We start from the raw sequence: 12,707 nt of genomic DNA, 5'->3' as shown, positions 1-12,707 counted from the left end.
TAAGATTCAAGGTTATAAAGGTTAATGGCATATCACTTGATGAGCTTGTACGGGGAAGAAAGGAGAAAACAGTAAGGTGATTTCATGGAACAGTTAATAATGAATAAATATGATATTTCAGGCATACAGATAAAGGATCAGGGACTTGCAACCTATATTAATCTTACATCCTACCTTAATTTGGATACAGGCGGGAGATTCTCAAACTATCTGTCTGGAAAAAGAAATGTGAATACAATAGAAAGGCTACTTAACAACCTCATGAGAACTGGAAAATGGACTGGGAAGAAATATTCTGCATACAGAGTACTCAGCCAGGCCTTTGACATTGTGGCCACAAAGACAAAGCAGAATCCAGTGCAGATCCTTGTTTCTGCAATAGAAAATTCTGCTCCAAGGGAAGAAGTGACCAGACTAAAATACGGAGGAATAGCTGTACCGAAATCTGTGGATGTTTCCCCTTCCAGAAGACTTGATGAGGCATTAAGAAATATAGCAAAGGGAGCAACAAAGGCGTCATTCAAGCATAAGATGCATATAGAGGAATGCCTGGCAAATGAGATACTTCTTGCCGCAAGAAATGACGCAAATTCATTTGCAATAAGCAAAAAGGAAGAAATTGAAAGAGTTGCAGCTTCTGCAAGGTAATATTTCTAATTTTTTTAACTAATTTTATAATTATAGGTTCTATTAAACCAAATATTTGTAACTCAGAGTATACTGTAATTATTATTTAGGCTGAAATGTTTTATGGACATACCTGTATTATTAATATTTTCACATATGTCTTAATCATGCAAATTCATTGAAAATACAGTACCTCCCTGATCAATATCTGCAATAAATCAATGGTTATAAAGCTCCTGAATTTACAGAGAAATTATTCTGTTTTCGATTTGCGCCCTCTTTTATGTTCAGTAACGTTTTTCCCCATGCTCATGCCATTACTGCCTACACCTTTCTTTCCTTTTTTGAATGATTTAATCATTTTTATAGCTTCCTCTGGAGAAGATGCCATTTTTATACCTTCTGCCAGTTCAGGAAATCCCATATAGTTTAACCACATGGAAATGTGGCCATTTAAGATATGATAATTCACAGCATCGTAATCATACTCGCTAAGGCATTTCATTTCCGTTACAAGGCTTTCCAGGTCACAGGCAACACCGATTAACCTGTCATAAGATTTAAAATAAAATGGATCCATATGATACTAACCTTAGATAATATTTAAATATTACTGTAAACAGTTTCAGGCTCATGCATATAGTTAATTATTTTGATATTACCAAATCTTAGCTGATAATTTTAAATTTCAATAGCTCCAAATAAAAATAATGTATTATTTTTAATTGTAAACGTTTTTTACTACAATATAAACCTGAAGCCGGTAAAGGTGAAATGATGTAATGAACAATGCCAATTCACGTATTCATGGTTGATTTAGGAATAATAAAAAGTAATATCTGAAGCCTTAGTGAATATTATAGAGAACTGTACCCACAAAGTTTAAGCATGGGCAAGATGATAACTTCCAAATATGGATATAACCATCAATGATAAACACGCATAGCCACCATCATTATAACTATGATTATCATCAGTACCATTGTGATCATTGAGTATAAATGGGTGACTTTTCTGATTTTTTTCACTTCATCAAATTTGCCCTGCTCATTCAACCTTATTATTAGCTTTCCATGATAAATATTATTCCCATACATGATTACTATCATGGCTATTATCAATATCTCAGCAGAGAAGAGAAGTTCCCCGCCGGGACTTTGAAAATACAGGGACGGTTTCAATATATACCTGTATGTCATCAGCAGTCCGGTCAATATAAGCAGGCCAAGAGTCAGATTTGTCCAGAATGCAAAACGATGCCCCACATAGCCCAGAAGCCGGGTTCTTAGCTTGTCGTCGTTCATCTTGTATGATTCGGGCCAGAGTATTAACCATATAAATATTGATCCACCTACAAATGTGATTGCTGAAAGAACATGTATTGCCAGAAGAACTAAGAAGAGTATATTATATTCGGATTGTGAAATAATTAAATCATAATACATCAAAGAGAATTATTTTAATGTATATTAAGTTTATAAACAGAATGATTTAAGATGTTTCAGGAAAAATATTCAATTTTTTTCCAATAATTTTATATTGAGAACTTTTTCCAGTTTTCTTGCGGTAATTATATCAGGAAGGAGTTCCCCCCTCTCTATGTTGGATAATACGTTCTTGCGCTCGAATATCTTCTTTGCAAGGTCATCCTGGGTCATCTGCATTTCTTCTCTTTTATTTTTTATCAGATTTGCATAGTCCTCCACCACATCCAGTTCCTCAACATTTTCCTTTCTAACTGGTTTCCTGGATGTCACTGATTTTTTAAATGGTTTCTTATATGTTACCACATTTATTTTCTTTTCAGGGAATTTGATTGTGATATTTTCACTTATTTTGTTCAGTTTCTTTTCCTCAACGGGGTCACCAAACTTCGCACATTTTGGGCATACATTCAGTATTGCCCCTGAAACCCGTATCTTAATTAATTTATCGCTAAAATCCCCACACATTTCACAGTTCATACATATATATGCCCTACTAAAATATAGATTTTCCTAAATTCCCATAGTATTAGGCACTATGACCCTTATTTTCTCAAACAGTTTCTTCTGATCCTTTGTCAGTTCCTGTATCACAATCTCCTTTTCGAATACCTTGCATTTCAAATTCCTCAATATGTCAAGGGACATTTCAACAGATCCAATTTCCTTCTGTACTTCCATATATACTATCAGTGAGAGGAATATTATGAACAGGTATCCTCTCAGGGTTTCTTCATTGTGAACCCTGAGTGGCAGGAGTGAAAGGTCATCCTTTGAGTATGAATATGCCTTCTCCACAAATTGCCTGGTATAATACAGCGGTATCAGTTCATCCCTTTCAATGGGCTGTGAACTCATGAGTACCATAAAGCCCTTCCTCTTCACTGAGAACGGATCATAATCGTCCATGTGCTTCAGCATATATCTCCTCAATTCCCTGCCCCTCCTCTCTGGATCCAGTACAAGATGTGTGAATACAGTATTTCCGGCAAATTCAGCCTGGGAGGATGAGATAAACATGATCCTGTTTCCATACTTCACTGCATTCTTAGGGATATCCATACCTGCTGCAGATTCTATCAGGCCATGATATATGGATCTGTTTGCAGGAACCCTCATGAGAAAATCTATCTTACTGGTGAACATTGAACTGATATTCCCCTCAGAGAAGAAGCCTGCATCCATTATGCTCAGTCCTGGTTTTATTCCGAGTTTCTCCATCTCACTGTTGGTTGCAGATAGTGCTGAAACATCCATGATGCCTCCTGGAATATACCGGAAATACAGTGGCCTGTTCCTCTTCCTGTCCATTACAAGTACAAGCTTGATCTCCTCATCAACAGTCTCTGAGGAATATCCCCACTGTGTCATGTCCAGATCGATCTGGTTGGGAAGTGCAGTTGTGTCAATGGATATTCCTTCTTCCGGCTGCTTAAGGTATGCCCTGTAGAAATCCCTCATCTTTGTTTCATTCCCAAACTTCACAAGGAATTCTGATATTCTCTGTGAGTCCATTACACCCGGTGCAAGATATCTTGCAATATTCCCCTCATACCATATTCCTGCCCTCCTCATGCCTGTCTTTCCAAGTATCCGGTACAGTATGAGGGGAAGTGCACTGTTCTTTACTGCAAAATCATAGACATCCTTCATCCTTGATTCCATGAATTTGATCAGGAAGTATGAATCGCCGAAATCAAGGATCAGTTTCTCTGGTTTTATCCTCTCCTTTCCAGGCCTGATGAATTCATTACTTTCCCTGTCAACAACCTGCCCGAGGTATTTGCTTTTCTGTGCCGGTTTTTTCTTCATCTTGTCATAGTATGATGTTACTTCATAGGCATATTCTTTGTTCCCAATCTTCTTGAATCTTATGAAAGACATAATGTGTAATTACACATTATGATTTAACCTTTACTGTTCCGTAAAATAAAGGAGAATATGGTATCATAATGCCTAATGATTAGGGAATTTAGGATTTTATCTTTGGGTTTTCAAAAATTTTTCTTTGTATAACTGACATTGTAGTCAGACATTTATTCAAGAATAACATACAGAGAACAAATTCATGTCAATAAGAGAAATTATTTATTTTCAGTGGGTATAAAGAGATATGAAAAAACATGCCCAGTCCCTAAAAATAGATAGCAGGAGAATAATCGCAGAAAAGGGAAAAGTATTCACTGTAAGCGCATATAATCAGTCAGTTTATGGAGAAAAAATTAAAAGATCAGGTGGTTTCTATTTACGGGAATGGAACCCAAAGCGAAGCAAACTAGCAGCTGCCATATTGAAAGGGTTTTCATCTATGCCATTGAGAGAGGATTCTACCGTACTTTATCTAGGTGCATCTACAGGAACCACAGTAAGCCATGTTTCTGATATATGTTTCAGTGGAGAAGTCTTTGCAGTGGAGTTTTCATATGATTCTTTCATAAATTTGTATACACTGGCTGTTAAAAGGAACAACATTTATCCCATACTGGAAGACGCAAATATGCCTGAGAAATATGAGTTTTTTATAGATGAGCCAGATATTATTTACCAGGATATTGCACAGAGAAATCAGGTTCAAATATTCAATGAAAATTCAAAGAAATTTAAGAATGCTAGAAAAGCAATGTTGATAATAAAGGCAAGAGCTATATCATCAAACAGGCCTGAAAAGAGCATAGTTAATTCGGCCATTCGGGAAATAAAGGATTTCAAAGTTAAGGAAATAATAAATCTTAAACCATACGATATAGGGAATTATTTTGTATATCTAGAGAGATAATGTCAAGCATGTGCCTGTAAATGTTAAAAATAAATTCGGTTAAATAATTATGTTACAGGCTATATTTACCACTTAAATGGAAATTGTTCCATAAATATATTACATAAATTCGTTTTTATTTTCATTTTTGAAATAAATAATTTTTTGTTATCAAATATATATTTAATTTGACATGAAAATATATTAGAAAAGGTTATATAGTTCTCTTTTTTATGTAGTATAAGGTAAGAGACTTGAAAATAGAAATAGGAGAAAAATATGATTTCGAAATAGAAAGGTCTGACATAGAGAACGTGAAGGAGGGTTCTGTAATAGCTACTTATTACAGCCTGGGAAACCCCATATATGTCGAATTAGTTATCAACAGAAGCCTATCAAAGGAAATCAATAAATTCTTTGCAAACACGGATAAAAAATCTGCAATAATATCCATAGAACGTATATCTAAATCAAAATACAGGATAATCCCAACTATAGTAATACTGAACAGGCAGAGAGGTGCTTTACAAAAATAGAAAATTCTTCAGTTTGATACCTGTATTTTTTTATGTTGTTTTAAGTATAATTTTTATTACCCAATATAAAGTTATTAATGACAAAAAGTTTATATAAGATTTTTCTAATATATTAATTGGTCTTTCTAATGTCGCTATACAGGAAGAAAGGAAAGGACGAAGTAGATGAAATAGCTAGCTATGAAGATTTAGAAAAAGATATATGGAGAGAGGACAAAAATAACTCAGGGAGAAAGTCGGGTTCTATCCCTAGGAAATAATGTAGATTCCCTAACATTATTCAAGCCCAGTAAGTTCATCACTAGACGGTCTAGGCCTAGGCCCCAACCTGCATGTGGTGGCATTCCATATTTGAATGCTTTTTCATAAAATTCAAAATTATTTTTATTTAACCCTTTTTTAATGAAATTATCTTCAAGCATCTTATAGTTATGTATTCTCTGTGCCCCGGATGTGACCTCAATGTCGTTTAACTGCAGGTCAAATGATTTTGTAATGCTTGGATTAGTGTCGGGATGCGTGTAAAAGGGCCTCATATCGGCCGGCCAGCCTGTTATAAAATAGAATCCCAGAAACTTTTCTGCAAGTATTTTATTAGCCTCTGGAGAGAAATCATCGCCAAAGTTTAATTTTAGACCTTTTTTATTTAAGTATTCCATTGCTTTCTCATAGGTTATCCGGGGAAATGGGGTTTCAAGTTTTTTTACATTATATCCATTTTTTTCAAGTCTTGATTGCATCAAATCAACTGTTCTGTTTACCGCATATGATATTGCTTCCTCAAGATATTCCATTGCTTTCTTATCGTCTATAAATGCGGCTTCCATATCAATGGATGTGAATTCGTTGAGATGCCTTACAGTGTTTTCCTTTTCAGCCCGAAATGCAGGCCCTACTTCGAATACTTTATCAAACCCTGATGATATAAGAATTTCCTTATAGAGCTGGGGTGACTGGTTCAGATATGCATTTTTCTCAAAATACTCAACCTTGAACAGATCTGCACCTCCTTCAGTAGCAGCGGCAACTATCTTCGGTGTATGTACCTCGATAAAATTTTCTCTGTTCATGAATTCTCTTATCCCAAACAAAAGCTGACTCTCAAACTGGAATATTAAAAGATTTTCCGGCTTTCTCAGGTCAAGGAATCTGTTGTTAAGCCTTGTGTCCAGATCAGCTGAAACACGGTCAATCACTCCCAGGGGAAGCGGGGTCTCAGCTATTGATAGAATTTCTATTTCTATTCCCAGTATTTCCATTCCTGCCTTGCTTATGCTTTTTTTATTCAATGTCCCATATATGGAAATTACAGATTCCCTCGTTATGTCGTAAAGTTGGTCGTAATTGTTCATTTTATCCTTTTTTGCCGTTACCTGAATAGTTCCCGTATTGTCCCTTAAAATGATGAACATAAGGTTTTTTATCTTTCTTGTTTCCTGAACCCAGCCCTTTATCGTTACTTGTGCCCCATCATCAAGTTCCTTTAAATCAGATATATAAGTTCTCATTCTTATGGTATATTTATCTATTATTAAATTTTTTAACTTTTTAATCAATTATAACTGAAAATTTCATCTAGGTAGATGGCACATAACCGTAGAAGTACATGATAATTATGGATAGAACATCTTAGATATTACAAACATTAATATTTAATTAAATATATGCATATTTATGATCAGTAATGGTTTCAATTCTAAATGTGTACATTCCGGGGACATTGAAATAGATGGAATAGGCAACGTTGTTACACCTATCTTTGAAAATTCTACATTTGAATTCCCCGAAAGTGGGGTATCCGGTGACTATATCTACTCCAGGTGGGGGAACCCTACTGTTAAATCCTTCGAGGATAAATATGCAGATGTGGAACGCACAGAACATGCATTTGCTTATTCAACAGGAATGGCAGCAATAACATCAAGCGTCATGCCTTATTTAAAGAGTGGTGATTCTGTACTAAGCCTCAATGAATTATATGGCCAGACCTTCGGTTTTTTTTCCAGAATTTTGCCGAAATATAAAATCAACGTTGATTTCATAAGCGTCAGTGATTTGAATAAATGTGATTTTAAAAATAAAAATTATAAAATTCTTTATATAGAGTCCATAACAAACCCATTGTTAGAGGTGCCTGATATTATAGAGATAGCCAAGATGTGCAGGGAGGAAGGAATCAAATTATTAGTTGATGCAACATTTGCGACACCCTACAACCAGAATCCTGTTTCATTGGGGGCTGATATGGCATTGCATAGCGGAACAAAATACATATCAGGGCATACCGACCTGGTGATAGGTTTGTCCGGCTTCAACGATAATTATGATGATCTGGATTATTACAGGAAAACATATGGCGGGACTCCAGATGCATTTCAGGCATTCCTTGCCTATAGGGGAATGAAAACATTGGGGTTAAGAATGGAAAGGCATAATAAGAATGGAATGGAACTTGCAAAGGTGTTAAACGACTCACAAAAGATAGATGATGTATATTATCCAGGACTGAAAGAAGGAAAATATTTCAACGTTGCAGAAAAAAACCTGAGAGGCTACAGTGGAATGATATCATTCAATGTGAGAGGAGGAATTGAAAACTCGCATAAGTTAATCAAAAATCTCAGTATACCAAAATATGCTGTAAGCCTTGGAGGAGTTGAAAGCCTGATATCCATTCCAGTTGAGGGTACTCACAAGGCATTGACAGAGGAGGAAAGAAAAGCATCAGGGATAAAAGACAGCCTGGTCAGGCTTTCCGTTGGCATAGAGGATTTAGAGGATTTAGTAAAGGACCTTGAAAACGCCTTAGATAAAATTTAAACTTATAATTTATACTTTCTGCCTGGAATCAAGAATGGAGTAAATATATTTCTCTGATAAATGGGATATTTATTATCATGTACAGCTTCTTCCTGAAATGCAGTTTTTTGCTGTAGAGCATTTTGAATATTCATATACTGGAATGTACAAAGTAAAATATAATAGTCTACATTGATTATATTAGTGATGACAAAATCAAAGGGGCTGTTAATAGCCATTATAGCTTTGATTCTACTTCTTCTGGTTGTTTCAGCAGCCGGCCATAGTACAGAATCCCCCACCCAACCATATAAGGCAGGCAATGGCAAAGTGATTCTTATTATTAACCTTACAGGAACGATAAATGCAGGTACAACAAATATGTTCAGGTCACATCTCTCCAGTATAAATAACTCCAGCGTAAAGGCCGTAATTATAAACATTAATGCTGGAGGGGGTATGTTGGAACAGGCATTTGCCATTGACAAATATATCACTTCTACAGAAGATAAGGGTATTAATGTCTATATATACGTAATGCCGGACGGTTCTGCATCATACACTGGCACATACATTGCAATGGATGGAACAGGACTTTATATGGCACCTGGAACGTCTATAGGTCTTTCTGAACCAGTTATCATTGGGGGAACAAAAGCAATGGAACAAAATGACATTGCCCAGATGGAAGCAATTATGGGAAATATGGCATCCTCCCATGGAAGAAATTCTACCGCTGCTAAAAGCATGGTAACAAATGATTCTGATTACTCCTCCTCCCAGGCGGCCAGCATTAATCTGTCCAATGGAAGTTTTTCATCTATGAATGCAATGCTGGCAGGGCTTAACCTCAGCACATATGCAAAAATCTATGTAAACCAGAGTGCCTATGACCAGTTTCTGGGATATATTAGCAATCCATTGACTGCAGGAATATTCATGCTTATCGGAATCGTTGCCATATTTCTCGATCTCTACCACGGAACAATAATTCTTTCCATAATCGGCGTAGTTATGATTGGCCTGGGCCTTCTTGGTGCAGATATAATTGATGCTTCCATATTTGGGCTTGTTCTCATCCTCCTTGCGGGAGTACTGATATTCCTTGAATTTAAGACTAGCCACGGAATTGCACTCCTATCCGGGCTAATAGTAGGCCTTGCCGGAATTTATTTTCTTGCATCCTCATATGGCACTTCCAGTCCGGGTTATTCACCGAGCCCGTTTGGAACTGACTTTTTTATGTCCGCTATAGCCATAGTTCTTATGGGGATACTCCTAGTTGCCTACATAAGCAAGATATTAAAATCCCAGAAAAAAGAACATTATACAGGCATTGAATCATTAATAGGACATAGTGCTGTGGTGGTAACTACCATGAAAACAAATGGAAGGGGATTTGTCTCAGTGGATGGTGTTCAGTGGAGTGCCATTAACACTGGAGTGGATATACGTGAGAACGACAGGGTTATAATTATGGAAAGAAAGGGGCTGACACTTCTAGTCAAAAAAATTTAAAAATGAATTCCGGTATAAGATTATATTTATATGTATTCTTAAAATATAGTTCTAATGTATATACTTGGCTATGACGTGGGAGGCACAAAAATTTCTGCAGTTGTTGGAGATGAAAACGGCCACATATTAAAAAAAATAACCATGAGAACAATGAAAGAATACGGAAAAATAGGTGTTACAGATCAACTTATATCCATGGGAGAAGAATTGCTTAAAAAGGCAGGCATCAAGGAGATATCAAAAATAGGGATTATATTTGCGGGGCCTGTGGATTCAGAAAAGGGTATTATTATTTCATCACCGAATATTATTGGGTTAAAGAATTACAATATAACGAAAAGACTGGAAAATCATTTCAATGTAAAGGTCTATCTTCAAAACGACGCTTCAGCATCGACAATAGCTGAGAAATTATTCGGATCTGCAAGGGATTTTTCTAATTTTGTCTACATCACATTGAGTACCGGAATTGGAGGTGGCATATTCATAAACAATAAACTTTACAGGGGTAGGCATGGTATGGCAGGCGAACTTGGGCATATGGTTATACTCCCAAACGGGCCAATATGTGGCTGCGGTAGAAGAGGATGCCTGGAGGCTATCGCCAGTGGAAGAGGAATTGAAAGGAGAGTTTTGGAGAATATAAGTGCCGTTAAAAATTCTACAATATTCTCTGACATGAATCCTTCAGACATAGATGCAAAAAAGATTTTTGCTGCAAAAAAATCCGGTGATATGTTTGCACAGCTGATAGTGGAAGAAACCATATATTATCTTGCTGTGGGTATAGTGAATATCATAAATATTCTGGATCCAGAAGCTATTATCATCGGTGGTGGCATATCCCAGGAGGGTGAAGACCTCTTTAGACCATTGAAAATGGCTGTAAGGGAAGAAATGAAATCCATGAAAAGGCCAGTAAAAATATTAAAGGCTCTGAAAAACGGTGCCGACCTTGGATGCATAGCAATCACGCAGTACAGTGAATGATATTCCCTAACTGTAGAAATTCAGTTCTATTTGGAAATGAGTTTTATGGTACCTCCGGGCAGGAAGAAATACAATCGCCACATAACTGGCATATTTCTATTTGCCAGCCCACCCGCAATAATTTTTTGTCTCCATGCCTTGAGTTTTTCAGAAATTCAATTTTACAATTTTTGAACCCATCCACTTTCCTAAGGAGAATGCTCTGTATTGACAGGGTTTGGCCTATTCATTCTCAGGGTAGTATTTGTACCGATTTGCATACTATAAACAAGAAAGCTCCAATCTTGCGGAAGTTGATGACCTGCAAAGCACTTATATTATTTCATGAAATAAATAACCAGAAGAGAATATTATCCAATATGGATGCATTCTATTGGATAAACATATATTGTTTTTAATATATTTTATCATAAAAGTTTAAATAAGTATATTGACTAGTATTATTTGGGCAATTTTATGTCGGTTTATAATGCAGTTGTTTTAAGGTCCATAAAAAGAAATGTGTCAAGAATAAAAAATAAAAAATTACCCACAATAGCTGGGCATAAACTGTTATATGAGTGTAATCTGAGATGTAAAATGTGCCCATTCTGGAGAAGGCCTGACAGTAAGCTTCTGTCTCTGGACCAGGAAATAAAAATGATGGAAAAACTAAAGGGGGGAGGCGTGTCATATCTTGGGTTTGAAGGTGGTGAACCCCTTCTGAGAAATGATATTGGAGATATATTGAAGGAAAGCCATAAACGCTTCCATACATCTATGGTGACAAATGGGTGGCGTTTAGAAAAAAAAATAAATGAAATACATAATTCTCTTGATTTTCTATTTGTTTCAATCGATGGAGATAGGAAAGTGCATGACAATATGAGAGGAATGGAGGGATCATTTGAGCATGCCGTAAGAGGAATAAATACCTCAAAACACATGGTACCCGTGGCCATGAGCTCAACAATAACAAGGGAGAATATTGACAGTATAGGTAATATTCTTGACCTTGGTGATGAACTAGAAGTTCCAATAAATTTCCAGATTGAATATGATTATTCCACAGCTGATAAAATATCACCGGAAAAAGATAAACTGCTAAGCGCCCTTAACATGCTTATAGATAGAAAGAAATCCAAAAGTCCTATTATGAATACTGTGCAGTATTTTGAAGCGATAAGAGACTCATGGTTCCTGGGATACAAATGGGAGTGCAGACCCTGGCTCACAATAAACATAGATCCTGAGGGGCGGGTAGTAACACCCTGTTATATTATTAATGAATACACCGGATCCGACTATATCTGGAATCTGGATATCAAAAAGACGTGGAACAGTTTTGACTGGGAGCCCTATAGGGCGTGCAACAAATGTGCATTGTCATGTTATCTGGAACCTTCATTGTTTAAATGGACAAGGCCGGCAATGGTAAAGAGCAGGATAATAGATGCTACCATAGACTATATAAAATTCAATTCATCAAAGAAAAATTACTGAAATTACTTTAAGCCGCCGACGGGATTAACATTAAAAGGTTAAAGCTATAAGCTAAAAATACCTAAATTATTTTTTTTCTTTATATACTCACGATCCGGTTTTTGTAATATAAAAATACAATTATATAATCGCATGATTATTTTATAGTTTTAAGCCAGGTTAAAATTTAACCCTTGAGTTATAAAAAATATGGCCATAATTGCAACTTTTAATCTTGCCTTAATTTTCATACCCTATAATGCCATTTTACAAGGCAATTTTACAAGGCAAAGTCATTTACTGGTATAACTACACCCTAAAAGTAAGTCATGCTCCAAAATCATAAAGGAAACCTGTTATTTTTTTCCAGGTTATCTGCCAATTTTAACATACATAAAACAACTCATGCAGAAATCTTAACCTTTACCTCTTGATTCACAATTATATAATAATAGGAAAGCAGCCGCCGCCATGTTAGATATTTCATAAAGGATCCAGAGAAAAAAATCTCCATATAGCAATCCCCTATATCCCTCT

At 36.0% G+C, this 12,707-nt stretch carries 12 protein-coding genes and 1 pseudogene; 8 read left to right on the top strand and 5 right to left on the bottom strand.

Annotated elements, in window-relative coordinates; all coding sequences use genetic code 11:
• A pseudogene (gene rps12P, locus AMDU4_RS00885) lies at positions 1-80 on the top strand (30S ribosomal protein S12); the annotation flags it as partial.
• 4 nt (positions 81-84) lie between these two features.
• Complete coding sequence (locus AMDU4_RS00880) at positions 85-648, top strand: 30S ribosomal protein S7 (protein WP_021786115.1); 564 nt, start codon at positions 85-87, stop codon at positions 646-648.
• A gap of 232 nt (positions 649-880) precedes the next feature.
• On the opposite strand, the gene AMDU4_RS00875 is transcribed toward AMDU4_RS00880, so the two are convergent.
• The 4 genes from AMDU4_RS00875 to AMDU4_RS00860 form a co-directional block, all read right to left on the bottom strand.
• Positions 881-1,207, bottom strand: coding sequence for a hypothetical protein (locus AMDU4_RS00875; protein ID WP_021786114.1), 327 nt, complete (start codon positions 1,205-1,207; stop codon positions 881-883).
• Between the two features lie 346 nt (positions 1,208-1,553).
• On the bottom strand, positions 1,554-2,072 hold the full coding sequence (locus AMDU4_RS00870; protein WP_021786113.1) for a hypothetical protein: 519 nt from the start codon (positions 2,070-2,072) through the stop codon (positions 1,554-1,556).
• Positions 2,073-2,141: 69 nt separating this feature from the next.
• Positions 2,142-2,591 carry a multiprotein bridging factor aMBF1 gene (locus AMDU4_RS00865; RefSeq protein WP_021786112.1) on the bottom strand — a complete coding sequence of 150 codons (450 nt, stop codon included), beginning with the start codon at positions 2,589-2,591 and terminating at the stop codon, positions 2,142-2,144.
• Between the two features lie 33 nt (positions 2,592-2,624).
• Positions 2,625-3,995 (bottom strand): transposase, encoded by a 1,371-nt coding sequence (locus AMDU4_RS00860; RefSeq protein WP_021786111.1) that lies wholly within the window; start codon positions 3,993-3,995, stop codon positions 2,625-2,627.
• Positions 3,996-4,224: 229 nt separating this feature from the next.
• On the opposite strand from AMDU4_RS00860, the gene AMDU4_RS00855 reads away from it, so the two are divergent.
• Entirely contained in the window at positions 4,225-4,887 is a 663-nt protein-coding gene (locus AMDU4_RS00855) for a fibrillarin-like rRNA/tRNA 2'-O-methyltransferase (protein WP_021786110.1), read from the top strand.
• Between the two features lie 233 nt (positions 4,888-5,120).
• Positions 5,121-5,402, top strand: a complete 282-nt coding sequence (locus AMDU4_RS00850; RefSeq protein WP_021786109.1) for a hypothetical protein — start codon at positions 5,121-5,123, stop codon at positions 5,400-5,402.
• 224 nt (positions 5,403-5,626) lie between these two features.
• Here AMDU4_RS00850 and aspS read toward each other — a convergent pair whose 3' ends face one another.
• A complete protein-coding gene (gene aspS, locus AMDU4_RS00845) occupies positions 5,627-6,910 on the bottom strand; it encodes an aspartate--tRNA(Asn) ligase (RefSeq protein ID WP_021786107.1) in 1,284 nt (427 codons plus the stop codon).
• A 166-nt stretch (positions 6,911-7,076) separates the two neighbouring features.
• On the opposite strand from aspS, the gene AMDU4_RS00840 reads away from it, so the two are divergent.
• The 4 genes from AMDU4_RS00840 to AMDU4_RS00825 all read left to right on the top strand — a co-directional run bounded on the left by AMDU4_RS00840 (position 7,077) and on the right by AMDU4_RS00825 (position 12,191).
• Positions 7,077-8,222, top strand: coding sequence for a PLP-dependent transferase (locus AMDU4_RS00840; protein WP_021786106.1), 1,146 nt, complete (start codon positions 7,077-7,079; stop codon positions 8,220-8,222).
• Positions 8,223-8,408: 186 nt separating this feature from the next.
• Positions 8,409-9,719 carry a nodulation protein NfeD gene (locus AMDU4_RS00835; protein WP_021786105.1) on the top strand — a complete coding sequence of 437 codons (1,311 nt, stop codon included), beginning with the start codon at positions 8,409-8,411 and terminating at the stop codon, positions 9,717-9,719.
• Between the two features lie 54 nt (positions 9,720-9,773).
• Positions 9,774-10,709 (top strand): ROK family protein, encoded by a 936-nt coding sequence (locus tag AMDU4_RS00830; protein ID WP_021786104.1) that lies wholly within the window; start codon positions 9,774-9,776, stop codon positions 10,707-10,709.
• A 456-nt stretch (positions 10,710-11,165) separates the two neighbouring features.
• Complete coding sequence (locus tag AMDU4_RS00825) at positions 11,166-12,191, top strand: PTO1314 family radical SAM protein (RefSeq protein ID WP_021786102.1); 1,026 nt, start codon at positions 11,166-11,168, stop codon at positions 12,189-12,191.
• Positions 12,192-12,707 lie beyond the last annotated feature (516 nt).

Source organism: Ferroplasma sp. Type II, assembly GCF_000496155.1.
This window is presented reverse-complemented; position numbering and strand designations above follow the sequence as displayed.

Excerpts from the sequence above, each read along its gene's own strand:
- AMDU4_RS00840 (WP_021786106.1), top strand. The coding sequence starts at position 7,077 with ATGATCAGTAATGGTTTCAATTCTAAATGTGTACATTCCGGGGACATT.
- AMDU4_RS00870 (WP_021786113.1), bottom strand. The coding sequence starts at position 2,072 with ATGTATTATGATTTAATTATTTCACAATCCGAATATAATATACTCTTC.
- AMDU4_RS00835 (WP_021786105.1), top strand. The coding sequence starts at position 8,409 with ATGACAAAATCAAAGGGGCTGTTAATAGCCATTATAGCTTTGATTCTA.
- AMDU4_RS00875 (WP_021786114.1), bottom strand. The coding sequence starts at position 1,207 with ATGGATCCATTTTATTTTAAATCTTATGACAGGTTAATCGGTGTTGCC.
- AMDU4_RS00860 (WP_021786111.1), bottom strand. The coding sequence starts at position 3,995 with ATGTCTTTCATAAGATTCAAGAAGATTGGGAACAAAGAATATGCCTAT.
- aspS (WP_021786107.1), bottom strand. The coding sequence starts at position 6,910 with ATGAGAACTTATATATCTGATTTAAAGGAACTTGATGATGGGGCACAA.
- AMDU4_RS00855 (WP_021786110.1), top strand. The coding sequence starts at position 4,225 with ATGAAAAAACATGCCCAGTCCCTAAAAATAGATAGCAGGAGAATAATC.
- AMDU4_RS00825 (WP_021786102.1), top strand. The coding sequence starts at position 11,166 with ATGTCGGTTTATAATGCAGTTGTTTTAAGGTCCATAAAAAGAAATGTG.
- AMDU4_RS00880 (WP_021786115.1), top strand. The coding sequence starts at position 85 with ATGGAACAGTTAATAATGAATAAATATGATATTTCAGGCATACAGATA.
- AMDU4_RS00865 (WP_021786112.1), bottom strand. The coding sequence starts at position 2,591 with ATGAACTGTGAAATGTGTGGGGATTTTAGCGATAAATTAATTAAGATA.
- AMDU4_RS00830 (WP_021786104.1), top strand. The coding sequence starts at position 9,774 with ATGTATATACTTGGCTATGACGTGGGAGGCACAAAAATTTCTGCAGTT.